Origin of the sequence: Xylophilus sp. GOD-11R (genome assembly GCF_033546935.1) — a bacterium.
Lineage (GTDB): Bacteria > Pseudomonadota > Gammaproteobacteria > Burkholderiales > Burkholderiaceae_C > Xylophilus.
In genome coordinates, this window is sequence record NZ_CP137854.1 from 2,640,784 (window position 1) to 2,664,829 (window position 24,046).

Sequence of the window (24,046 nt, forward strand, 5' to 3'; positions counted from 1 at the left end):
GTCGACCGGCGGCGCTTACTGAAATTGCCGCAGGAAACGCATGTCGCCGTCGAAGAACAGGCGCAGATCGTTCACGCCGTAGCGCAGCATGGTGAGCCGGTCCGGTCCCATGCCGAAGGCGAAGCCGAGGTAGCGTTCCGGATCGAGACCCATGTTGCGGATCACATTGGGATGCACCTGTCCGGAACCGGCGACCTCGAGCCAGCGGCCCGCCAACGGCCCGCTGGCGAACTGGATATCTACCTCGGCGCTGGGCTCGGTGAAAGGGAAGAAGCTCGGGCGGAAGCGCAATACGAGGTCGTCGCGCTCGAAAAATGTGCGGCAGAAATCGGTGAAAACGACCTTGAGGTCCTTGAAGCTGACGTTCTCGCCGATCCACAGGCCTTCGCACTGGTGAAACATCGGCGAATGGGTTGCGTCGCTGTCGACACGATAGGTCCGTCCCGGTGCGATCACGCGGATCTCCGGCATCGTGCCGCCAGCGTCGAGTGCAGACCGGTGCCGCTTCACATGCTGCACCGCATAGCGCACCTGCATCGGACTGGTATGGGTACGCAGCAGCAGCGGCGCGCCAGCGTCGCCGGAATCCACGTAGAAGGTATCGTGCATCGACCGCGCCGGATGGTCGGCCGGCGTGTTGAGCGCGGTGAAATTGAACCAGTCGGTTTCGATCTCCGGCCCATCGGCGACCGAGAAGCCCATCGATCCAAAAATGCCTTCGATGCGTTCGAGCGTCAGCGAGACAGGGTGCAGTCCGCCTTCGCCGCGCACCCGACCAGGAAGCGTCACGTCCAACGACTCGGCCCGCAACTGGCGTTCGAGTTCGGCTTCGGCCAGGAACTTGCGGCGCTCCGAGAGTGATGCTTCGATTGCCTGCTTGGCCTGATTGATGACCGCGCCGCGCGCCTTCTTTTCTTCGACCGCCAATGCGCCGAGGCCCTTCATCAACTCCGTGATGCGGCCGGCTTTACCCAGGAAAAGCGCTTTGGCATTTTCCAGATCGACAGGCGTTCGAGCGGCCGAAAAAGCCTGCGTGGCATCGGCGACCAGCGCGTCCAACTCGTTCATAGATGCTTCGGTAGAAATGAAAAAAGGCTAGTGCTTGCGACAAGCCCTAGCCTTTGAATGTTGTGCCGATCCGGTGACGAGTCAGCCGGACCGGTGTCGAACAATCAAGCTGCCAGTTTGGCCTTGACCTGATCAACGATGCTGCCGAAAGCAGCCTTGTCGTGCACAGCGAGATCGGCCAGCATCTTGCGATCGATCTCGATGGCAGCCTTCTTCAGGCCGTTCGCGAACTGGCTGTAGGTCATGCCGAGTTCACGCGCAGCGGCGTTGATACGGGCGATCCACAGCTGACGGAACACGCGCTTCTTGGTACGGCGGTCACGGTAGGCGTATTGGCCGGCCTTCATCACCGCCTGTTTGGCGATGCGGAAGACATTGCCGCGACGACCGCGGAAGCCCTTGGCGAGCTTGAGAACCTTTTTGTGGCGGGCGCGAGCCGTTACACCACGTTTGACGCGAGGCATTGAAGTACTCCTTGTTCGTCAGTTGATTACAGGCCAGCGAACGGGAGCATCTGGGCCATGTGGCCCATATTGGTCTCGTGCACTGCAACGGAACCGCGCAGGTGGCGCTTGTTCTTGGTGGTCTTCTTGGTCAGGATGTGACGCTTGAAGGCCTGACCGCGCTTGACGGTGCCGCCTGGACGAACGCGAAAGCGCTTCTTCGCGCTGCTCTTGGTCTTCATTTTGGGCATGAAATGCTCCTTGATCGTGCTCGTGAGGCGCCGTAAAAACTGTTTTCACGGACTTGCAGGCCCCGAGCCACTTATGTTGCGGTGCTTGAAGCACCGCGACGGTAACGGCGCCCTGAAGCGCTGCTACCGATTGCGCGGTTTTATCCGCGCAAATTTCTCAACCCGCCATTGTCGCCGATTGCGACTCAGGCAGCAGCAGAAGATGCTTCTGCCACAGCCTTCGCGGCCGCTTTTTTGCGGCTGGGCGCGATCATCATGATCATCTGGCGCCCTTCGAGCTTCGGAAACTGCTCGATCAAGATGGAGTCACCCAAATCGGTGCGAATCCGCTGCAGCAAAGCCATGCCGATTTCCTGGTGGGTGATTTCCCGTCCACGGAAACGAAGCGTGATCTTGCACTTGTCGCCCTCGTCAAGAAAGCGCCGGATATTGCGCATCTTGATGTTGTAGTCGCCGTCATCGGTACCAGGGCGGAATTTGATTTCCTTGATCTCGATGACCGTCTGCTTGGCCTTGGCTTCGGCCGCACGCTTCTGCTCCTGGTATTTGAACTTGCCATAGTCCATCAAGCGGCAGACCGGCGGGTTCGCGGTCGCAGCGATCTCCACCAGATCCACATCGAGCTCACCGGCCATTCGCAGAGCCTCGGACAGGCTGACGATGCCTAATGGCTCGTTGTCAGGGCCGGACAGACGCACTTCAGGCGCCATGATCTCGCGATTGAGACGGTGTTTGCGTTCCTCGCGGTGGCGACGGTCACGAAATTCAGTAGCGATGACTCATATCCTTATAAACGTACTACGAAAAACCGTAGCAAAGCCGTTCGTACGCGGAGAACGGTGGCTGCAAAACCGACCATCCTCGGGCTGTCAGACCTTGAGAGACACGTCGGAAACCACTTTTTCGACAAAAGCAGCAACTGACATCGACCCAAGATCGACACCGCCCCGAGCGCGCACGGAAACGGCACCTGCTGCCATCTCCTTGTCGCCAACGACCAGGATATACGGCAGCTTTTGCAATGCATGCTCCCGTATTTTATAGTTAATTTTTTCGTTACGAAGATCGAGCTGCACTCGAAGCCCTTGTTCCCGCAGTGTTTTAGCAACATTGCGCGCATATTCAGCCTGACTATCGGTGATGGTCAGGACCGCGAGTTGCACCGGCGCCAGCCAGGAAGGCATGGCGCCCGCATGGTGCTCGATCAACATCCCGATGAAGCGCTCCAGGCTTCCGACGATCGCGCGATGCAGCATGACCGGATGCGCACGTCCGTTGGACTCGGTGACGTATTCCGCCCCCAATCGCTCCGCCGTATTGAAGTCGACCTGGATCGTGCCGCACTGCCAGTGGCGACCGATGGCGTCACGCAGCGTGTATTCGATCTTCGGCCCGTAAAAGGCACCGTCGCCCGGCGAGATGATGAAGTCGACGCCTGACCGGCGCAGCGCTTCCGAGCAGGCGTGTTCGGCCTTGTCCCAGAGCTCGTCCGAACCGACCCGGTTCTCCGGACGCGTGGCGATCTTGTAGAGGATGTCGGTGAAGCCGAAATCGCGATAAACACGCTGCAGCGTTTCGGTGAAAGCCACGCATTCATCGAGAATCTGGTCTTCGGTCACGAAGGCATGCCCGTCGTCCTGGGTAAAGCCGCGCACCCGCATGATGCCGTGCAAGGCACCCGACGGCTCGTTGCGATGGCACTGGCCGAACTCGCCATATCGCAAAGGCAGATCGCGATAGCTGCGCAGGTCGCTCTTGAAAATCAGCACGTGTCCGGGACAGTTCATCGGCTTCAACGCGTAGTCGCGCTTTTCCGATTCCGTCGTAAACATGTTCTCTCGGTAGTTCTGCCAATGACCGGTCTTCTCCCAAAGGCTGCGATCCAGGATCTGCGGCCCCTTCACCTCCTGGTAACCGGTGTCACGGTAGACCTGGCGCATGTACTGCTCGACCGCCTGCCAGACCGCCCACCCCTTCGGATGCCAGAACACCACGCCGGGCGCGACATCGTCGATGTGGAAGAGGTCCAGCTCCTTGCCCAGCCGCCGATGGTCGCGTTTTTCGGCCTCCTCGATCCGCAGGATGTAGGCGTCCAGGTCCTTCTTGTCGGCCCATGCAGTGCCATAGATGCGCTGCAGTTGCTCGTTCTTGGCATCTCCGCGCCAATAGGCACCCGCCAGTTTCGTCAGCTTGAATGCCTTCAGGAAGCGCGTGTTGGGCACATGAGGGCCACGACACATGTCCACGTATTCCTGGTGGTAGTAAAGGCCCATCGCCGTCTCTTCCGGCATGTCGTCGATGAGGCGCAGCTTGTAGTCTTCGCCCCGGGAGCGGAAAACTTCGATGACCTCGGCTCGCGGCGTCATCTTCTTCACCACGTCGTAGTCCTGGGCGATGAGCTGCTTCATGCGCGCCTCGATCGCGGCCAGGTCATCGGGTGTGAATGACCGCTCGAACGCGATGTCGTAATAAAAGCCTTCCTCGATGACCGGACCGATCACCATGCGGGCGGACGGATAGAGCTGCTTGACCGCATGCCCCACGAGATGCGCCGCCGAGTGGCGAATGATCTCCACGCCCTCCTCGTCCTTGGGCGTGATGATCTGAAGCTTCGCGTCGTGGTCGATGAGGTCGCTTGCATCGACCAATCGGCCGTCGACCTTGCCCGCGACGGTCATCTTGGCCAGACCTGGCCCGATGTCGCGAGCGACCTCTGCAACCGTGACAGGGCCGGGGAAACTGCGCTGCGAGTTATCGGGTAGCGTGATCTGGATCATGGAGGTGCACGGAGAAACAAATTCAAGAACAAAAAAGCGCGGTGAACCGCGCTTTTGTCGATGGCCCGAAGGCTTGGATATGGAGCTGGCGCGATGACCGGCCTAACGGCCGCAGAAGCTTTCTGTCGTAGTTCGAGAAGTCATCAATAGCCTGCCTTTCCTGCTTTTGTCGATCTGAAAATCAGACGTCTAGTTTAGCACTTGCACGACTCGGCGAACCGCCGCCAACACACCGGACGGCGGTGCTCAGACCATTGAACGGAGCACCCAGTCGCCGCCGTCGATCGGCTCAAGATGCCCCACCAGGGCGGGCGCGATTTCATAGACGAAGCAAGGCAACACCTGCCCGTCGACCACGACGTCGACCTCTCGTTTGGCGTACTCCCCGGAAGGCTCCGGCAACAAGCCTTCAATTTCATCGAGGCGCGTTTCAAGCGTCGGCGAAACCGCGTAGATCTCGCCCGTGACCGAAGCCGAGCCTTCCAGGATCAAGCCGGGATACCAACCCATCGGGTAGAGCACGCCTTTGATCACACCCGTGCCGATGAACCTAGGCGCAGGCTGCAGCAGATTGATGTCGTTCACCTCGCCGCGCCGCAACGTGCCATAGACAAACGCGTATCGAACCGGGTCGACGTTATCCATGGGCGGCGAATCGTGATTCATGCTGACCTCCATCTGATTTGATGTTGCGTTGGGTATGGTGCCCATGATCTGCCAGACTTGCACCGCCGGCTGTCCGGCGAGGCCTTGTACAGGTGCAACATAGGCAATTTCTCCTCTGAAAAAAACGCCGTTCCGCTTGGAAAGCCGTTTTTTCTCCAGTAGCATGCGCGCAGCCAGTGAAGAGACGGATTTCTCGCTGGTGAAGACACCAACTTTCCTTAGGAAAAACACCCATGGCAACTGCAAAAAAAGCGCCGGCGAAAGCACCGGCGACGAAGGCCGCGGCACCGGCAACAAAAGCTGCCGTGAAGGCCCCGGCCAAGAAGGCCGCTGCCAAGCGTACGCCCAATGCGGCCTTCATGAAGGCACTGACCCCCAGCGCGGAACTGGCAGCCGTTGTCGGTAGCACCCCGCTGCCGCGCACCGAAGTCGTCAGCAAGCTCTGGACGTACATCAAGAAGCATGATCTCCAGGACAAGGCCAACAAGCGCAACATCAATGCCGATGCCAAGCTGAAAGCCATCTTCGGCAAGGATCAGGTCTCGATGTTCGAACTGGCGTCGCTGATCGGCAAGCACGTCAGCTGATTGCATATCGTGTCGGCTCGACCCGCTTGAAGGCCTCCGAAAGGAGGCCTTTTTCGTTGGTATCAGCCAAGCGCCTGACGGAGGTCCGCGATCAGGTCGGACACCTCTTCCAAGCCCACCGACAGGCGCACCATGCCATCGGCGATGCCCATCTCCGCACGAACCGCCGGACCCGCCTCCCAGAAGATCGTGTGCGCGACCGGAATGACCAATGTGCGCGTGTCACCCAATCCCGTCGCCTTGACCGCCAGCTGCAAACGGTCGTGGAATGCCAAGCAATCGCCGGGATTCTTCAACTCGAACGACAGCAACCAGCCAGCAGCACGGAAAAGCTTGCTTGCCTGAGCGTGCTGGGGGTGCGAGGGCAACCCCGGATAGTAGACCTTGGCGATGGCAGGATGGGCCTCGAGATAGCGTGCTATCTCCAACGCGCTGGCGCTGGTGTAGCTCATGCGAAGCGCCAAGGTTTCGGCCCCGACGGCAATCGCGTGGGCGTGCTGCGACGACAGGGTCGCACCCATGTCCCTCAGGCCCTTCTTGCGGACCTGTGTCAGGCCCCACTGGCGAACGTCACCCTTGCGGTACGCCGCGTTGATATTGGGATAGTCGGTCCAGTCGAATGCACCGGTATCGATGACGGCACCCCCCAGGGCATTGCCGTGGCCGCAGATCGACTTGGTCAGTGAATGCACCACCAGGCCGGCGCCGATGCCCCCCGGCCTGAACAGATAGGGCGACAGGATCGTGTTGTCGACGACGAACAGCACGCCACGTACCTTGCACAACTGACCGATCGCCTCGAGGTCTGCGATCTGCGTTCCGGGGTTCGCGAGCGTCTCGACAAAGACCATGCGTGTCTTCGGCGTGATGGCCGCCGCGACGTTTTCTGCCTCGGTGGCATCGACCCGCGTCACCCCAACCCCCAGGTCCTCCAGGCTCCCGAAAAGACTGTTCGTGTTGCCGAACACCGCACGGCTCGCCACCAGATGGTCGCCGGCACGCAGCAGGGTCAGGAAGATCGCGCTGATGGCGGCCATGCCGGTGGCGAAGCACACCGTGCCGACACCCGACTCCATCGCCGTCAGCTTGGCTTCGAGCGCAGCGGTTGTGGGCGTGCCTTGCCTGGAATAGACGTAGGCGCCCTTCTTGGTTCCCTGGAAGACGCCGATGAGGTCTTCCACCTTCTCGAAGCCGTATTGGGTGGCCGTATGCACGGCCTTGTGGACACTTCCGTCATCGGAGCCGAAGGCTCGATCGGAGTGGACGATGTCGGTGGTGAATCCGCGATTGCTGGTCATGAAAGTGTCCGGTCGAAAGAGGGTCAGTCGCGCTCGGGCACGACAGCTTCGGCGTAATCGTAAAGCGCTCCGAGAACGAATTCGGTGCGCTCGTCCGGCCCCTCCTCGGACTCGCCGACCTGTTCGGTCAGCACGTCGAGTTCGGCCAGAAAATCATCGATGGTCCGTGCGCCGCCCTTGCCATCGAACAAACGCGCCGAACAATGCTCTGACCAGCGCTCACGCTCATCTTCAGCAAGCGACGCAAGGTAGTTTCGAGCCCGGAACCGAAACACCAACTCTTCCAGCCGAGCGTCCTCGAAGCCGGTCTTGGCGGTCGAGAGTTGGCTCGGCGCCATGGCGCGCAGTTGGTTGAGCTTTCGGCGATCGTTCGTACTGACAAAACCGCCGTAGAGGTCTTCGTCGACATCGAGGGCATCGCTCGCCGGTCGTTTGAAGACGTCCTGCCACAGCGCGCTCAGGTCCGGCAACGCGGCGGCGGACTCCGCGTGACGTTTGGCCAGGTCGAGGTCGAGCTCCCAGCGTGCTGCCATCTCCGGTCGCAAGGTACGCAGATTACCCACGACCATGGGCGACTTGTTCAGGTGAACGCTTTTCATCGGCAAGCGTTTCTTGCCCTGCGGCAGATCGGCGGTGCGAGTGAACAATCTGAGCTTGATTTCTTCGGCCGAAAGCGTTTCGAGAACCGACGGATCCTCGGACAGATCCCAAGCCAGCAGCTCGTTGCGATTGGTCGGATGGCTTGCCAACGGCCACATGACCGCCAGGCAACCGCGATCGGCCGGGAACATGCCGGACACATGAAGGAAGGGCCGACGCTCGCCGGCAGCGCCGATGAGGCCCAGTTCCTGTGCCACACGGTCCTTTTTTCGCAGGCCCAGCGCAAATTCGAAAAGACGGGGATTCCTGTCCTTCAGCAGGCGCGCCAGCGCGATGGTGGCGCGGACGTCCGACAAGGCATCGTGGGCGGCGTCATGAACCAGCCCGTTCGCACGGGTGAGGTCTTCGAGACGGAAGCTCGGCCCGCCGTTGTCCGGCTTGGAAGGCCACTCGATCCCTTCCGGCCGCATGGCATACGCCAGGCGTACGACGTCGAGGAGATCCCATCGGCCGCATCCGTTTTGCCACTCCCGCGCGTAGGGGTCGAGCAGATTGCGCCACAGCAGGAAGCGTGTAACTTCGTCGTCGAAGCGGATGGTGTTGTAGCCAACTCCGATCGTGCCCGGCTGTGCAAATGCCGCTTCGATCTGGTTGGCGAACTCAACCTCGGGAACGCCGAGTTCCAGACAGGTCTGCGGCACGATGCCGGTGATCAGGCAGCTGCGCGGGTCAGGAAGGTAGTCCTCGTTGGGACGGCAATAGATCATCAGCGGTTCGCCGATTTCGTTGAGCTCGGCGTCGGTGCGGATGGCTGCGAACTGGGCTGGCCTGTCCTTGCGCGGAACAGCTCCGAAGGTTTCGTAGTCGTGCCAGAGAAAGGTGAAATCGGACATGAATCGTGAATGGCTTGCGCAGGCGCCGCAATGTACAGGACACCGACCCGACGCATCGCGACGGCGCCTGCAACCTACAGGTTCACGGAGCTCAGGGGATCTTTTTGGTCAGATGATGGAGAAAACCTTTCCGAGCCCGTCGGCTTCTTCCGGACCCTCGACGAATCGAAGATCGTCGCCTTCGAAAGTGATTCCACGTTTGGCACTGCTAGATTTGGTGGAGGCCGCCGGCATGCGATAGAGGTCGACACCCTTGAGCTGGGTTTGCATGACATGGGCAGTACCGCTCACCGGGTTTTCGGGAGTTCCCACGATGCGCTTGGTCTCGTCGAGTTGCGTTACCTCGAACCGGTACCCCGCCTTGGCCACCAGCGCAGCGGCAGTGCAGCCAGGGCCGCTGTAGAAGGTCTGCGTTTCCTCCATACGGAGGACGCGGCCCACACCTTGGGTCAAGCCGATTTCGATTTTGGTGGAGTTGCCGACGCTAGCGGGATTGGCGAAACAGTCACGGGCGTAATTGCCGAGATGATCTGCGAGTGAGATGGGAATCACCTTGTCAGGGCTGTCCGCCATGGCGTTCGCCGCCGACGAACCCTCGGCGACAGAGTCGTTGCCGCCGCCGCATCCGACAAGCGCACACGAGGTCAAAAGTGCGAAACAAAACCGCTGATGCGGCGTCGCTGGGCCGCTGGGGAGAAACACATGACTGTCACGCTGCATCCAAAAATTAGTGAAAGAAGCGCGAATATAGTGAGCACTTGCATTTCCTCATAAAGAAAAAATGCGATTGTTTTGGTTTGATGTAACTCAAAGAAAAAAAGGCTGACGACAAAAGTCGCCAGCCTTTTCGGGGGTAATGCCTGACGCGTCAGTCGGCGGTTGCCTCTTCGGGTTCCGCCGGCTCCGACTTCTGGCCACGTTCCCGCTTGGGCAACGGCGTGATGTCGAGCTTGACCTCCGGCTTCTCTGCTTCCGGATCCTCCAGGTCGACCGTGAGACGGCCGCCTTCGGTCAACCGTCCGAACAGCAACTCGTCGGCCAGGGCGCGACGGATGGTGTCCTGGATCAGCCGCTGCATCGGGCGGGCCCCCATGAGCGGATCGAAGCCCTTCTTGGCCAGATGCTTGCGCAACACGTCGGTGAAGGTTACCTCGACCTTCTTCTCGGCCAGCTGCTGTTCGAGCTGCAGCAGGAACTTGTCTACCACCCGCAGGATGACGTTCTCGTCGAGCGGCTTGAAGTTGACGATCGCGTCGAGCCGGTTCCGGAACTCGGGCGTGAAAATCCGCTTGATGTCGGCCATTTCATCGCCTGCCACTCGCGGATTGGTGAATCCGATGGTGGCCTTGTTCATGGTCTCGGCACCGGCATTGGTCGTCATGACCAGGATGACGTTGCGGAAGTCGGCCTTGCGTCCGTTGTTGTCGGTCAGCGTGCCGTGGTCCATGACCTGCAGCAGCACGTTGAAGATGTCCGGATGCGCCTTCTCGATTTCGTCGAGCAGCAGCACGCAATGCGGCTTCTTGGTGATGGCCTCGGTGAGCAGGCCACCCTGGTCGAAACCGACATAGCCCGGAGGCGCGCCGATCAGGCGGCTGACCGCGTGGCGCTCCATGTACTCCGACATGTCGAAGCGGATCAGCTCGATGCCCATGATGTAGGCAAGCTGCTTGGCCGCTTCGGTCTTGCCGACACCGGTCGGCCCGCTGAACAGAAACGCGCCGATCGGCTTGTCGCCCTTGCCCAGGCCGGAACGCGCCATCTTGACGGACGACGCCAGCACTTCGAGTGCCTTGTCCTGGCCGAACACCACGCTCTTGAGGTCGCGCTCGATGGTGGCCAGCTTGCTGCGGTCGTCGTTGCTGACGTTGGCAGGCGGAATACGCGCGATCTTGGCGACGATCTCCTCGACCTCGGCCTTGGTGATGGTCTTCTTGCGCTTGCTCGGCGGAAGGATCCGCTGGGCCGCACCGGCCTCGTCGATCACGTCGATCGCCTTGTCGGGCAGATGGCGGTCATTGATGTACTTGGCCGACAGTTCGGCAGCAGCCTGCAGCGCCGTGGTGGCGTACTTCACGCTGTGGTGTTCCTCGAAGCGCGACTTGAGGCCCTTGAGGATCTCGACCGTTTGCTCGACCGTCGGCTCGACCACGTCGACCTTCTGGAAACGACGCGACAGGGCCGCATCCTTCTCGAAGATGCCACGGTATTCCTGGAACGTGGTCGCGCCGATGCACTTCAGTTGGCCCGACGACAGCGCGGGCTTGAGCAGATTGGACGCGTCGAGCGTGCCGCCCGAAGCAGCACCCGCACCGATGAGGGTGTGGATCTCGTCGATGAACAGCACGGCGTTCGGCTTGTCCTTGAGAGACTTGAGCACGCCCTTGAGACGCTGCTCGAAGTCGCCACGATATTTGGTGCCGGCCAGCAGCGCGCCCATGTCGAGCGAATACACCTGGGAGTCGGCCAGAATTTCCGGCACGTCCTTCTGGGTGATGCGCCATGCCAGGCCCTCGGCGATGGCGGTCTTGCCGACGCCGGCTTCGCCGACCAGCAGCGGGTTGTTCTTGCGCCGGCGGCACAGGATCTGGATGACCCGCTCGACCTCGTATTCGCGGCCGATCAACGGATCGATCTTGCCTTCGCGGGCCTGCTGGTTGAGGTTGACCGTGAACTGCTCCAGCGGTGATGCCTTCTCGTTCTTCTCGGCCTGGGCTTCCTCGCTCTCGGCCTGCGGCTCGCCGGACTTGGTCGGCTCCGGCGGCTCGCCCTTCTTGATGCCGTGGGCGATGAAGTTCACCACGTCGAGCCGGGTCACGCCCTGCTGGTGCAGGTAGTAGACGGCGTGCGAGTCCTTCTCGCCGAAGATCGCCACCAGCACGTTGGCGCCGGTCACTTCCTTCTTGCCGTTGCCGGTGGACTGCACATGCATGATGGCGCGCTGGATCACACGCTGGAAGCCCAGCGTGGGCTGCGTGTCCACCTCGTCGGTGCCTGCGACCTGCGGGGTGTTGTCCTTGATGAAATTGGCCAGCGACTTGCGCAGGTCGTCGATATTGGCCGAGCAGGCGCGCAGGACTTCTGCGGCGCTCGGGTTGTCCAGCAGCGCGAGCAGCAGATGCTCCACGGTGATGAACTCATGGCGTTGCTGACGGGCCTCCACGAAGGCCATATGCAAGCTGACTTCCAGTTCCTGGGCAATCATGAGATTTCCTTTTGCCGAGCGGTAAAAATATGGCCAATAGTTAAGGTTCGATCCGGTTTTATTCAACCGGTTCACTGACGCACTGCAGGGGATGTCCGGCTTTGCCAGCCGCGTCCATCACCTGGTCGACCTTGGTGGCGGCGACGTCGCGCGAGTACACGCCGCAGACGCCTTTTCCGTCGAGATGGATCTTGAGCATGATCTGCGTCGCCTGCTCGCGATCCTTGCTGAAGTACTCCTGGATCACCATCACGACAAACTCCATCGGGGTGTAGTCGTCATTGAGCATGACGACCTGGTACATCTGCGGCGGCTGCACTTTCTGTGTGCGCCGCTCCAGGACTACCGAGTCGCCGTCTTCACGCGTGGTCGTGGGCGTGGAGCCCGGGGCCACGGGCGGGGTGGTAGGGGGCTTGGTCGCCATGAATTTCATTTTATCGAGCGGAGTTGCGCACTGCAGCAAGCAGGGATTTTGGTGGTATTTGGGCAACTTCAAGGGTGCGGGCCTCATTCATACACGATCACGGCCTTTCCCTGTTCGGCCTGGGCCATCCAGCTCGACAAGGCGGCATCGGTCGGGAAGAAACGCGAGCGCTCGTCGAGCTTGAGGTCAACACCCACTTCCATGCTCCCCGCTTCGCGCCGAACCGCCAGCCGAACTTCCAGCCCGCGTACGATTTCGCCGTGCTCGGACACTTCCTTGACCGGCGGGAAGTCACGCACGATACGCTGAATATCGGGCGCCTTGCCGTTGACCGCCACGCGTAGGAACTTGCCGAAGCGGCAACGCGCACTGGCCAGGTCCATCACCTGCTCCACCTTCAGCCGCACGCCGCCGGTAAACCGGTCGGGTTGCAGCTTGCCGGTGATGATGACCATCTCGTCGTCCTTGAGCAGATTGCGGTTGGCATTGAGCACCGCCTCGTCGGCAGTGGCCTCGATCACGCCCGATTTGTCGTCGAGCTTCATCAACCCCAGCTTGCCACGCTGGCCGTTGATCACCCGCAGCTCGGTGATGATGCCCGCCAGCGTGACCGGCTCACGGCTGTCGACCAGATCGCCGATCTCGCGCCGCACGAACTGCCGCACCTCGCGCGACACCTCGTCGAACAGATGGCCGGACAGATAGAAACCGACCGCCGTCTTCTCGAAGACCAGCCGCTCCTTGATACCCCACGGCCGCGCGGCCACGAGGTCGGGCTCCTGGGTGCTGGAACCATGGCCGTCGTCGGCCATGTCGAACAATCCGCCCTGGTGCACGTTGGCCGCCTGCGCCGCGCCGTATTCGAAGGCCCGGTCGATGGAGGCGACGAGCGAGGCCCGGTTCTGCTGGATGGAGTCGAAGGCGCCGGCCTTGATCAGCGCCTCGACCGTGCGCTTGTTGATGCGCTGCCGGTCGACCCGGTTGCAGAAGTCGAACAGGCTGGTGAACGCACCGCCCTCCTCCCGCGCCGCCACCACCGCCTCGATGGCCGACTGGCCGGTGCCCTTGACGGCGCCGAGACCGTAACGGATGACCGTGTTGCTGACCGGCTCGAAGCGGTAGTTGCCGCGGTTGACGTCCGGCGGCTCGAAGGTCATGCCGAGCTTCTGCGCGTCTTCGAACAACACGCGCAGCTTGTCGGTGTCGTCCATTTCCACCGTCATGTTGGCGCAGTAGAACTCCGCCCGGAAATGCACCTTCAGCCAGCCGGTGTGATAAGCCAGCAGCGAGTAAGCGGCCGCGTGCGACTTGTTGAAGCCGTAGCCGGCGAACTTCTCCATCAGGTCGAAGATCTCGTCGGCCTTTTCCTGCGAAATGCCGTTGACCGCCGCTCCCTTTCGGAAGATCTCGCGGTGCATCGCCATTTCTTCGATCTTCTTCTTGCCCATCGCGCGGCGCAGCAAGTCGGCGCCGCCCAGCGAGTAGCCGCCCAGGATCTGGGCGGTCTGCATGACCTGCTCCTGGTAGACCATGATCCCGTAGGTTTCCGACAGCATCTCGGCCACCATCGGATGCGGGTATTCGACCACCTCGCGCCCGTGCTTGCGCGCCACGAAGCTGGGGATCAGGTCCATCGGACCCGGCCGATAGAGCGCGTTCAGGGCGATCAGGTCTTCCAGGCGCGTGGGCTTGGCGTCGCGCAACATGCCCTGCATGCCACGGGATTCGAACTGGAACACCGCCTCGGTCTTGCCGTCTGCAAACAGCCGGTAGGTGCCGGCGTCGTCGAGCGGAATGTTTTCGTAGGCGAACTTTTCCTGGCCCTTGTGGCGCTTGACGATGAACTCGCGCGCAATTTCCAGAATGGTCAGGGTCGCCAAGCCCAGGAAGTCGAACTTGACCAGGCCGATCGCCTCCACGTCGTCCTTGTCGTACTGGCTCACGGCCGAATCGCTGCCCGGCTGCTGGTAGAGCGGGCAGAAGTCGGTGAGCTTGCCCGGCGCGATCAGCACGCCGCCGGCGTGCATGCCGATGTTGCGGGTCATGCCTTCGAGCTTCTGCGCCAGCTCCAGCAGCGTGCGCACGTCCTCTTCCTTGGCCAGGCGTTCCGCGAGGACCGGCTCCACCTCCAGCGCGCCGGCGATCGTGATGTGCTGCCCCGGCTTGTTGGGAATCAACTTGCTGATGCCGTCGCAGAAGGTGTAGCTCATGTCGAGCACCCGGCCCACGTCGCGGATGGCCGCGCGCGCGGCCATGGTGCCGAAGGTCGCGATCTGGCTCACCGCCTCGCGACCGTACTTCTGCTTCACGTAGTCGATGACGCGGTCGCGGTTGCCCTGGCAGAAGTCGATGTCGAAGTCGGGCATCGACACCCGCTCCGGGTTCAGGAAGCGCTCGAAGAGCAGGTTGTATTCGAGCGGGTCCAGGTCGGTGATCTTGAGCGCGTAGGCCACCAGCGAACCCGCACCCGAGCCCCGGCCCGGCCCCACCGGGCAGCCGTTGTTCTTGGCCCAGTTGATGAAGTCGCCCACGATCAGGAAGTAACCCGGGAACCCCATCTTCAGGATGGTGTTGATCTCGAACTCCAGCCGCTCCACGTAGCGCGGCCGCTCGGCGTCGCGCCGGGCCGCGTCGGGGTAGAGGTGCTCCAGCCGCACCTCCAGCCCTTCGAAGGATGCCACCCGGAAGTAATCGGCCATCGGCATGCCGCCGGGCGTGGGAAAGTCGGGCAGCTGCGGCTTGCCCAGGTCGAGCACGATGCTGCAGCGCCGCGCGATCTCTACCGTGTTGGCGATGGCGCTCGGCACGTCGGCGAACAGCGCTTCCATCTGCACGGCGCTCTTGAAGAACTGCTCGCGGGTGAACTTGCGCACCCGGCGCTGGTTGCCGAGGATCTCGCCTTCGGAAATGCAGACCCGTGCCTCGTGCGCCTCGTAGTCGTCGACCTCGGTGAACTGCACCGGCTGCGTCGCCACCACCGGCAGCGCGAGCCGCGCAGCGAGCTGCACCGCAGCCACGGTGTGCGCCTCGTCGTCGGTGCGGCCGGCGCGCTGGATCTCCAGATAGAAGCGATGCGGGAAGATGCCCGCCAGCTGCAGCGCGAAATCGGTGGCGGTCGACTCGTCGCCACGCACCAGCGCCTGGCCGACCGGCCCGGCCTGCGCACCCGCGAGCAGGATCATCCCGTCGTTGAGCTCACGCAACCAGGCCAGCTTGCAGACGGCCTGGGCCTTGACCACGTTGGTCGTCCAGGCGCGCGCCAGCAGTTCGGACAGGTTGAGATAGCCCTTCCACGACTGCACCAGCACGATCACCCGCGACAGCGCGGCGGCATCGGCGCCCAGCCCTTCCAGAAAGATTTCCGCCCCGATGAGCGGCTTGACGCCCTTGCCGCGCGCGGCCTTGTAGAACTTGACCGCTCCGAAGAGGTTATTGAGATCGGTGATGGCCAGAGCGGGCTGGCCGTCGGCGGCGGCGGCCTTGACCACGTCGTCGATTCGGTTGGTGCCGTCGACGACGGAGAACTCGGTGTGCAGGCGGAGGTGAACGAACATCGACCCATTTTAAGAACCTGCCGAACACCCGGTCCGGCAAATTCGCTGTCCGATCGGTTTCTAGAATGGCGGGGTGAGCTCCATCCTGAATATTTCCGCCTACCGCTTCGTCGCACTGCCCGACGCCACCGCCCTGCGGGAGCGCCTGCTCGAACAAGCCATGGCGCGCGATCTGCGCGGCACCATCCTGCTGGCCGAAGAAGGCATCAATCTTTTTCTGGCCGGCCCACCCGAATCGGTGAACGGTTTTCTGGATCACCTGCGCCTGGACGAGCGCTTCGCCGGCCTCCAGGCCAAGGAAAGCTGGTCGGCCGAGCAACCCTTCGGCCGCATGCTGGTGAAGCTGAAGCCGGAAATCATCCGCATGAACCATCCGTCGATTCGCCCGCACGCCGGCCGCGCACCGGCGGTCGACGCCGCCACGCTGCACCGCTGGCTCGACGCCGGCCACGACGACGACGGCCGGCCGGTGGTCACGCTGGACACGCGCAACGCCTTCGAAGTCGACCACGGCACCTTCGACAACGCCATCGACTGGCGCATCGAAAAGTTCACCGAATTCCCCGGCGCGCTGGCACAGCATCGCCAGGAACTGGCTGGCAAGACCGTCGTGAGCTTCTGCACCGGCGGCATCCGCTGCGAGAAGGCCGCGATCCTGATGGCCGAGCAAGGCGTGGAAAACGTCTTCCAGCTCGAAGGCGGCATCCTGAAATATTTCGAGGAAGTCGGCAGCGCCCACTTCCACGGCGGCTGCTTCGTTTTCGACGACCGCCGTGTGCTCGATCCGGCACTCGCGCCCCTGACGGCCGGGGAGCAGACCGGCTGATAGACTCGCCGCCCTTTCGCGCCGCCTCCGGCCCGTCAGCGAACGGCTCCGCATCCCCACTCCATGTCAGCAACATCCCCCCTCGCGGTCGGTATCGACTTCGGCACCTCCAATTCCGCGGTTGCAGCCGCCCTGCCGGACGGCTCCGGACGGGTGCTCGCCATCGAAGGCGAACACACCACGCTGCCCACCGCGCTTTTCTTCCACGACGAAGATCGCAGCACCTTCTTCGGCCGCGAAGCCATGCGCCACTACCTGGCGGGCGAAGAAGGCCGACTGATGCGTTCGCTCAAGAGCCTGCTGGGCAGCTCGCTGATCGATGAGCGCACCGCCGTGCTGGGGGAGGCCGTGCCCTTTCGCGACATCGTCACCCGCTTCCTGGTCGAGCTGACCAATCGTGCCGAAAAAGTGCTGGGCCAACGCCCGCGCCGCGCGGTCATCGGCCGACCGGTGCGTTTTGTCGACGAAGACGACACCCGTGACGCCGCTGCCGAAACCGCCCTGGCCGACTGCGCCCGCCGCGCCGGCTACCAAGAACTGCGCTTCGAGCTCGAGCCGATCGCGGCCGCCTTCGACTACGAACGCCGCATCGAGCGCGAACAACGCATCATGGTCGTCGACATCGGCGGCGGCACTTCCGACTTCACGCTGGTGCGACTCGGCCCCGACCGTTTCGCGCAGGCCGACCGGCGCGGCGACATCCTGGCCACCTCCGGCGTACACATCGGCGGTACCGACTACGACCGGGCGCTCAACCTGGCGCGGGTCATGCCGCTGCTCGGCCTGGGCCACCGCGGCCCCACCGGCCGCGAGGTGCCGAGCACCGTCTTCTTCGAACTCGCGACCTGGCACCTGATCCACCGGCAGTCGTCGCCGGCGGCCATCCGCGCCGCGCGGGAACTGCGCTTTTCCTATACCGACCGGCAGCTGCACCAGCGGTTGATGGAAGTGCTGGAAGGTCGGCACGGCCACCGCCTGGCCCACTCGGTGGAGGCGGCGAAAATCACCGCATCGTCGGGGGGACACGCCGCAGCCATCGATCTTTCGGCCGCCGAGGCCGGCTTGTTCGCCACCATCGAGCCGCCGGAACTCGCGCTCGACCTGTCGACCCTGCTCAACCGCGTTGCCGAATGCGCGCTCGAATGCGCCCGCCGCGCCGGCACCATGCCCGACGCGCTCTATCTCACCGGCGGTTCGTCGGCGCTGCAACCGTTCCAGGCGGTACTGCGCAAGACCTTTCCCGAAGTGCCTCTGGTCGAAGGCGACCTGTTCGGCGGCGTGGCCGCCGGTCTGGCCGTGGCTACCCGTACGCTCTAGTCGCGCCGCCGCTCCGTCGCCGAGCGCAGCGGTAGTTCGGTCACGAAGAAAGTGGTGAGCAGGGCCAGCAGGCAGATCAGGGTGCCGACGCCGATCACATTCTTGACCGCATCGGTCACCTGAGCGCGCATGGCGGCGTCCAGGCCGGCGGATCCGGGTGCGCCAGGCGCCGCGATCGCCATGCGTTCGAGTTCGGCGAGCGTGAGGCTGTGCACGACGGGCGCATCGGCCACCACCGGCGCCGCCTCCGATGCGCCACCGACCGCCAACTGGTGCGTCAGCACCGCGCCGCACACCGCCACACCGATGGTCGAGCCGACCTGCCGGAAGAACTGGCCGGCACTCGTCGCCACGCCGACCTGGTGGCGGCTCACCGCGTTCTGCATCACCAGATTGAAGACGCTCTGCGCCGGCCCCAGGCCGATGCCGAGCAGCGCCACCCGCCACACCAGGCCCCACACGCCCGCATCGGCCGGCAGGCGCGACAGCAGAAAGGCGGCCAACGCCGTCACCGCCGCTCCGCCCACCATCACCGCCTTATAGCGGCCGATGCGGCTCACCAGCAGGCCACTGACCGAGGCCGAGGCGATCAAACCCAGCGTCAGGGGCAGCATCACCAATCCGCTGGTCGTTGCCGGCAGGCTTTGGCCGAGCTGGATCAGCAAGGGCAGAAACGCGACCAGCCCCATGAAGGCCATGAAGATCAGGCAGGACGCCAGTCCGGCGGTTGCGAAAGTGCGATTGCGGAACAGCGACAGGGCCACGATCGGGTTGCTCACCCGCGACTCCACCAACAACAGCGCGACGAAGGCCACGCCGCCCAGCACGAACAGACCGGTCACCGGCGCCGAGCCCCAGCCGCGCGTGCCACCCCAGCTCAAGGCCAGCAGGAAAGGAATGAAGGTCAGCAGCAACAACGCCGCCCCGGCGAAGTCGATGCGCCCGCCGGTGCGATGCGTGAGCGCCGGCATCTTGAAGACGATCATGAACAGCGCGGCCGCCGCCAGCGGCAGGTTGATGTAGAAGATCCAGCGCCAGCCGGCGATCTCGCGACCGAGCACCTGCACAGACTCCAGGTCGGTGAAGAAGCCGCCGAGCAAGGGGCCGAGCACGCTCGCCAGGCCGAAGACCGATCCGAACACGCCGCCGAGTCGGGCACGTTCGCGCGGCGGATAGAGATCGGCGATCACCGTGAACGCCGAGGTCACCAGCGCAGCGCCACCCAGCCCCTGCACCGCCCGGAAGGCGATGAGCTGCACCATGCCGCCGCCGAGCAGCGGCAGCGATCCGAACTCGCCCGCCAGCCCGCACAGGCCCGAGCCGGCGATGAAAATGACGATGCCCACCACCAGCACCGGCTTGCGGCCGTAGATATCGGACAGCTTGCCGTAGATCGGCACCATCACGGTGGAGGCCAGCAGGTAGGCGGTGGTCACCCAGGCGTAGAGGTCGAGGCCCAAGAGCTGGCTCACGATGCGCGGCATCGCGGTGGAGACGATGGTCTGGTCCAGCGCGCACAGCAGGAAGACGATCATCAGCGCGGCCATCGTCGTGCGCCGCTCGGCGGGGCTGAAGACCTGGGGCTGCGGGGTGGCGGAGTGCGGCGCGGCGGAAGACATGTCGGAAAACGGGCGCCGAGAAGGTGCGCGATCGAAGAGGCAAGGCAACTCTCGATTGTGATGTCCGCGCACCGGGCTCGCGTTTAGGCCTGCCATCCGCCGCCATCGCGGGGCTCGGTGTAGCCTGCGGTCTGGATCGAAAGGGAGAAGTTTGGACGCGGTAGGAATTTCATTCGCCATGCTGTTGGCGGTCGTGGCCAGCGCGCTGGCGGTTCGTGTCCTGCCGGTCGCCATACCGGTGCCGCTGGTGCAGATCGCGTTGGGCGCCGTCATCGCCGGCGTGTTCGGGCGCGGCGTGCGCATGGAGCCCGAGCTCTTCATGTTCCTGTTCATACCGCCGCTGCTGTTCCTGGACGGCTGGCGCATCCCCAAGGAAGGGCTGCTGCGCGATCGCTTCACCATCCTCGAACTGGCCTTCGGCCTCGTCGTGTTCACCGTCGTCGGGCTGGGTGCGCTCATCCACTGGATGATTCCGGCCATGCCCTGGCCGGTGGCTTTCGCGCTGGCCGCCATCGTCTCGCCGACCGACCCGGTGGCGGTTTCGGCCATCACCGCACGGGTGCCGATTCCGGCGCGGGTAATGCACATCCTCGAAGGCGAGTCGCTGCTCAACGACGCCAGCGGCCTGGTGGCGTTCCGCTTCGCGGTGGCCGCCGCGGTCACGGGGAGCTTCTCATTGACCTCAGCCGCCCTGTCCTTCCTGTGGGTTTCCGCGGCAGGGCTGGCGGTGGGCGCGGGCTTCACCTGGCTGGTGATGACCGCACGCGGCTGGTTCTCGCGCCGCTTCGGCGACGAACCCGGCTCGCAGATCCTGCTGAGCCTGCTGATTCCCTTTGGCGCGTTCGAGGCGGCGGCGCTGGTGCATGCCTCGGAAATCCTGGCGGCGGTGGCTGCCGGCGTGATGATGAGTTATGTCGAACTCTCCGGCCGCGCGTCCGCCGTCACCCGCGTGCAGCGCACCGCCGTGTGGAACACGGTGCAGTTCGCGCTCAACGGCATCATGTTCGTGCTGCTCGGCGAGCAGTTGCCCGACATCTTCCGGGGCGCCGTGCGGGTCGTGGAGGAAACCGGCCACGTCAACCCGTGGTGGCTGCTGTTCTACGCGCTGGCCATCAGCTTCGCGCTGGCGGCACTGCGCTTCGCCTGGGTCTGGATCTCGCTGCAGGTCTCCACCTGGATCGCCAAGCGCCGCGGCGTTCAGGCTCCCAAGGCGAGCGTTCGGCTGATCGGCGCGGTGTCGCTGGCCGGCGTGCGCGGCGCGATCACCCTCGCCGGCGTGCTGACCCTGCCAGCGGTGCTGTCCGATGGTTCGGCCTTTCCCGCGCGGGACCTGGCCATTTTCCTGGCGACGACGGTCATCGTGTTGTCGCTCGTCGTCGCCAGCGTCGGCCTGCCGCGTTTGCTGTACGGACTGGAGATGCCCCCGGAGACCGAGCATCACGCGCAGGAGGATCGCGCCCAGCAGGCTGCCCGCCGCGCCGGCATCGTCGCCATCGAGAAAAAGCTGCGCAAGCTGATCGAATCCAATCCCACGACCGATCCGCAGGTCTATTCGGACGTGGCGGCACGCATGATCGACGCGCTTTCGCCCCAGGCCACGCCCGGCGAAAGCGAGCCGGACGCAGAGCGCCGCCGGCAGCAGGATGCGATTGCCAAGGCGATGCGCTTCGCCGCCCTCAACGCGTCGCGCGAAGAGCTGTTTCGCATGGCCCGGGCGCGTGAGATATCCGACGAAGTCTGCCGTGAGGTGGTGCGCCGGCTCGACCTGCAGGAAGCCCGTTTCGGATGACGCCACCTGGGTGAGCGCATTTTTCCAATCGTTCACGGGCGACTGCAGACCAGCGATCGGGGCGAGCGCGAAATCATATTCGCTCAACCGAACAAAAGCGGACCATTCACACCATAAAAGTGAGTGCTCAATTACATTGCGCAGTCTTTGTCCAGAGGATTGCTTCCATGAAATTGCGCTTATTGACGGTGTTGGCCGCCCTGGCCTTGACCGCCTGCGGCGGTGGCGACGGCGACGACGGTCAGAAATCGATCCACCGGTTCCAGGTCGTTTCCTTCGGCGACAGCCTGTCGGACGTCGGCACTTACCAAGTCGACGGCCTCCCGCCGGTCGGCCCGGCCCGGTTCGACGGCGGCCGCTACACCACCAATCCGGGGGCCGTGTGGACGCAACACGTGGCCCTGTACTACCGCGGTGAACTCCGGCCGGCCGTCCACGGTGGATTCGGCCAATCCGAAACCTCCACGGGGGGCCTGGGCTACGCGCAAGGTGGATCCCGTGTCGAAGCCGCGCTTCCTGCCGGGAGCTCAGGAGCGCTCGGCAAGCCGATCAGCGGCCAGATCGACAGTTACCTGTCGCGCCATGGAAGTTTCGACCCCGATCAACTGGTGCTGTTGCAGGGTGGCTCGAACGACATCCTGAACGCGGTCCTCGCTTCCGCCCAGGGCGCGATTTCACCGGAGAGCGTGCCGGCGGTGGTCAGCGCCGCCGCGGTCGGCATGGCGCAGCAGGTGGGCCGCCTGACCCAGGCCGGCGCATCGCGGGTCTTGCTGGCGAACATTCCCGATCTCGGCCAGACGCCCCTGGCGGTGGCCCGTCCCGCGCTGGCCGGCACGCTGACGCGCATGACGCTGCTGTTCAACGCCACCCTGGCCGACGAGCTCAAGCACCAGAAACTGCCGCCGCACTTCGTCCTGGCCGACAGCTACCGGTGGTTCGCCGAAGTGCTGAGCCATTACCAGTCCAACGGCTTCCGGGTTTCCAACACCGCCACCGCCTGCAGCGTGCCGCTGGTCATCGCACGCGCCCGCGCCATCGGGCTGGCGGATCCGGAAACCTTCGTCCGGCAGAACGGCACGTCCTTGATCTGCTCCGCCGCCACCCTCATCGAAGCGGACGCGGACCAGGCCTATATGTTTGCCGACGAGGTACACCCGTCGACCCGCATGCACGCGCTCTACGCCCAGTTCATCGAACGCGAAATCGACGGCGGCGCCATCAATTGAGCCGATTTGACCGATCGGTCACCGGCCAATCAAGCGGGTAAGGGCCGATCGGGAAGGGGGATGAACTCATCGTCCCCCGCCACCGCGCCCATCGCGCCGGCGGCCCAGTCCAGCGCGGCCTGGCGCACCCGCTCCTTGCGGGTCGACACGAAGTTCCACCACAGGTAGCGGTGCTCGACCAACGCGTCGCCACCCACCACCACCAGCCGCACCGGCGCGGCCGCTTCGAGCAAGGTGCCGGCGCCGGCGGGCAGCACCGACATCTCGGCGCCGGGCAGGGGTTCGCCGTCGACCGTGACCTGGCCCGTCACCGGGTAGACCGCCAGTTCCTCGGCCAGGGCGGGAAGCTCCAGCCGGCTGCCGGCGGGCATGTCGATGTCGAGGAACACCGTGCCACCCTCGGCCGGCACCGGCGACTTCACGCCGAAGACCTCGCCGATCAGCACCCGCACCACCGCGCCCGAGCAATCCACCGCCGGAATGTCGGCAGCGGCCACATGGGCGAAGAACGGGTCGGACTCTTCCAGTTCCGCCGGCAGCGCCGCCCACAGCTGCAGGCCGTGGTTGACATAGACGCTGTCGCGCAAGGCGTCGGGCCGGCGTTCCGAATGCACGATGCCGCGTCCCGCGCTCATCCAGTTGACCGCACCGGGCTCGATCACCTGGTCGGAGCCGATGCTGTCGCGGTGGTGGATCGCGCCTTCGAACAGATAGGAGACGGTCGCCAGCCCGATGTGCGGATGGGGCCGCACGTCGTGTTGTGTCTCCGGCCGCTCTTCGGAAGGTCCGAAGTGGTCGAAGAACACGAAAGGGCCGACCGAGCGCTTGGCGGCGGCCGGCAGGCTGCGCCGCACCACGAAGCCGCCGCCCAGGTCGTGGGCCTTGGGCAGCAGGTGGATGTGGTCCTGTGGTGTGGCGCCCATGGTCTCAGGCGGCTTTCAGGCGGGCGGCGACGGCAGCGACGCGCTCGCCGTACAGACGGCCGGTTTCCAGGTCGCCCGGCAGCATTTCGGCCACGCTCGCATCCGAAGGGCTCTGCGCCAGCGCGCCGATGGAGCCGCCGAGGTTGTTGACGTCATTGCGCTGCGCGGCCTTGGCGTTGGAGGGCAGCTTGCCCAGGCTCACCCAGATGCCACCGTGCTGCGAGGCCAGCGTGACGAAGTACGCCAGCGTGGAGCCCTTGTCGCCGTTGAGGCTGGCGCTGTTGGTGAAGCCGCCGAAGACCTTGTCCTGCCAGGCACGGCCGAACCAGGGCTTGGAAGAGGCGTCGGCGAATTTCTTGAACTGCCAGCTGGCGGCGCCCATGTAGGTGGGCGAGCCGAAGATGATGGCGTCGGCCGCGGCCAGGGTTTCCCAGCCGCCTTCGGGCAGGTTGCCGTCCGCGTCGATCGCGATCAGCTCGGCACCGGCGCCATCGGCCACCGATTGCGCCAGGCGCTGGGTATGGCCGTAGCCGGAATGGAAGACGACGACGGTGCGGGTCATGAAGAAGCTTCTTTCGTT

General features: G+C 63.9%; 20 protein-coding genes. 5 read left to right on the forward strand and 15 right to left on the reverse strand.

The features are described 5' to 3' along the window. Window positions 1-15 precede the first annotated feature (15 nt). From pheS to R9X41_RS12485, 6 genes are all read right to left on the reverse strand, one after another. Window positions 16-1,068, reverse strand: a complete 1,053-nt coding sequence (gene pheS / locus R9X41_RS12460; protein WP_318630785.1) for a phenylalanine--tRNA ligase subunit alpha — start codon at window positions 1,066-1,068, stop codon at window positions 16-18. A gap of 104 nt (window positions 1,069-1,172) precedes the next feature. Next, a complete protein-coding gene (rplT, locus tag R9X41_RS12465; RefSeq protein WP_160554666.1) occupies window positions 1,173-1,532 on the reverse strand; it encodes a 50S ribosomal protein L20 in 360 nt (119 codons plus the stop codon). A 26-nt stretch (window positions 1,533-1,558) separates the two neighbouring features. Next, window positions 1,559-1,762 (reverse strand): 50S ribosomal protein L35, encoded by a 204-nt coding sequence (rpmI, locus tag R9X41_RS12470; protein ID WP_300041581.1) that lies wholly within the window; start codon window positions 1,760-1,762, stop codon window positions 1,559-1,561. Window positions 1,763-1,947: 185 nt separating this feature from the next. After that, window positions 1,948-2,472, reverse strand: a complete 525-nt coding sequence (gene infC / locus R9X41_RS12475) for a translation initiation factor IF-3 (RefSeq protein WP_318630786.1) — start codon at window positions 2,470-2,472, stop codon at window positions 1,948-1,950. A gap of 159 nt (window positions 2,473-2,631) precedes the next feature. After that, entirely contained in the window at window positions 2,632-4,539 is a 1,908-nt protein-coding gene (thrS, locus tag R9X41_RS12480; RefSeq protein ID WP_318630787.1) for a threonine--tRNA ligase, read from the reverse strand. 246 nt (window positions 4,540-4,785) lie between these two features. After that, a complete protein-coding gene (locus R9X41_RS12485; RefSeq protein WP_318630788.1) occupies window positions 4,786-5,451 on the reverse strand; it encodes a gamma-glutamylcyclotransferase family protein in 666 nt (221 codons plus the stop codon). Between R9X41_RS12485 and R9X41_RS12490 the strand changes: the two genes are divergently transcribed. Next, a complete protein-coding gene (locus R9X41_RS12490; RefSeq protein WP_318630789.1) occupies window positions 5,439-5,792 on the forward strand; it encodes an SWIB/MDM2 domain-containing protein in 354 nt (117 codons plus the stop codon). The genes R9X41_RS12485 and R9X41_RS12490 overlap by 13 nt on opposite strands. Window positions 5,793-5,854: 62 nt before the next feature. On the opposite strand, the gene R9X41_RS12495 is transcribed toward R9X41_RS12490, so the two are convergent. From R9X41_RS12495 to dnaE, 6 genes are all read right to left on the reverse strand, one after another. Continuing rightward, window positions 5,855-7,090: a cystathionine gamma-synthase family protein gene (locus tag R9X41_RS12495; RefSeq protein ID WP_318630790.1), complete on the reverse strand. Its 1,236-nt coding sequence runs from the start codon at window positions 7,088-7,090 to the stop codon at window positions 5,855-5,857. A 23-nt stretch (window positions 7,091-7,113) separates the two neighbouring features. After that, window positions 7,114-8,583: an exodeoxyribonuclease I gene (gene sbcB, locus R9X41_RS12500; protein ID WP_318630791.1), complete on the reverse strand. Its 1,470-nt coding sequence runs from the start codon at window positions 8,581-8,583 to the stop codon at window positions 7,114-7,116. A 108-nt stretch (window positions 8,584-8,691) separates the two neighbouring features. Further along, window positions 8,692-9,303, reverse strand: coding sequence for a hypothetical protein (locus R9X41_RS12505; RefSeq protein WP_318630792.1), 612 nt, complete (start codon window positions 9,301-9,303; stop codon window positions 8,692-8,694). Window positions 9,304-9,451: 148 nt separating this feature from the next. Continuing rightward, window positions 9,452-11,788: an ATP-dependent Clp protease ATP-binding subunit ClpA gene (gene clpA, locus R9X41_RS12510; RefSeq protein ID WP_318630793.1), complete on the reverse strand. Its 2,337-nt coding sequence runs from the start codon at window positions 11,786-11,788 to the stop codon at window positions 9,452-9,454. Window positions 11,789-11,846: 58 nt separating this feature from the next. Beyond that, window positions 11,847-12,221 carry an ATP-dependent Clp protease adapter ClpS gene (gene clpS / locus R9X41_RS12515; RefSeq protein ID WP_318635214.1) on the reverse strand — a complete coding sequence of 125 codons (375 nt, stop codon included), beginning with the start codon at window positions 12,219-12,221 and terminating at the stop codon, window positions 11,847-11,849. Between the two features lie 74 nt (window positions 12,222-12,295). Next, the gene (gene dnaE / locus R9X41_RS12520; protein WP_318630794.1) at window positions 12,296-15,766 is read right to left on the reverse strand and encodes a DNA polymerase III subunit alpha; all 3,471 of its coding nucleotides are present in this window, start codon (window positions 15,764-15,766) and stop codon (window positions 12,296-12,298) included. Window positions 15,767-15,839: 73 nt separating this feature from the next. On the opposite strand from dnaE, the gene R9X41_RS12525 reads away from it, so the two are divergent. Continuing rightward, on the forward strand, window positions 15,840-16,592 hold the full coding sequence (locus tag R9X41_RS12525; RefSeq protein WP_318630795.1) for a sulfurtransferase: 753 nt from the start codon (window positions 15,840-15,842) through the stop codon (window positions 16,590-16,592). A 63-nt stretch (window positions 16,593-16,655) separates the two neighbouring features. Beyond that, window positions 16,656-17,909, forward strand: coding sequence for an Hsp70 family protein (locus R9X41_RS12530; protein WP_318630796.1), 1,254 nt, complete (start codon window positions 16,656-16,658; stop codon window positions 17,907-17,909). Here R9X41_RS12530 and R9X41_RS12535 read toward each other — a convergent pair. Beyond that, window positions 17,906-19,528 carry an MDR family MFS transporter gene (locus tag R9X41_RS12535; RefSeq protein WP_318630797.1) on the reverse strand — a complete coding sequence of 541 codons (1,623 nt, stop codon included), beginning with the start codon at window positions 19,526-19,528 and terminating at the stop codon, window positions 17,906-17,908. The two genes, R9X41_RS12530 and R9X41_RS12535, sit on opposite strands and share 4 nt — an antisense overlap. Before the next feature lie 178 nt (window positions 19,529-19,706). On the opposite strand from R9X41_RS12535, the gene R9X41_RS12540 reads away from it, so the two are divergent. Both R9X41_RS12540 and R9X41_RS12545 read left to right on the forward strand, forming a co-directional pair. Continuing rightward, window positions 19,707-21,317 (forward strand): Na+/H+ antiporter, encoded by a 1,611-nt coding sequence (locus R9X41_RS12540; RefSeq protein ID WP_318630798.1) that lies wholly within the window; start codon window positions 19,707-19,709, stop codon window positions 21,315-21,317. 167 nt (window positions 21,318-21,484) lie between these two features. Then, entirely contained in the window at window positions 21,485-22,543 is a 1,059-nt protein-coding gene (locus R9X41_RS12545; protein ID WP_318630799.1) for an SGNH/GDSL hydrolase family protein, read from the forward strand. Window positions 22,544-22,572: 29 nt separating this feature from the next. Here R9X41_RS12545 and R9X41_RS12550 read toward each other — a convergent pair whose 3' ends face one another. Together R9X41_RS12550 and R9X41_RS12555 are read right to left on the reverse strand one after the other, a co-directional pair. After that, window positions 22,573-23,466: a pirin family protein gene (locus tag R9X41_RS12550; protein WP_318630800.1), complete on the reverse strand. Its 894-nt coding sequence runs from the start codon at window positions 23,464-23,466 to the stop codon at window positions 22,573-22,575. A gap of 4 nt (window positions 23,467-23,470) precedes the next feature. After that, a complete protein-coding gene (locus R9X41_RS12555; protein WP_318630801.1) occupies window positions 23,471-24,028 on the reverse strand; it encodes a flavodoxin family protein in 558 nt (185 codons plus the stop codon). Between the last annotated feature and the right edge of the window lie 18 nt (window positions 24,029-24,046).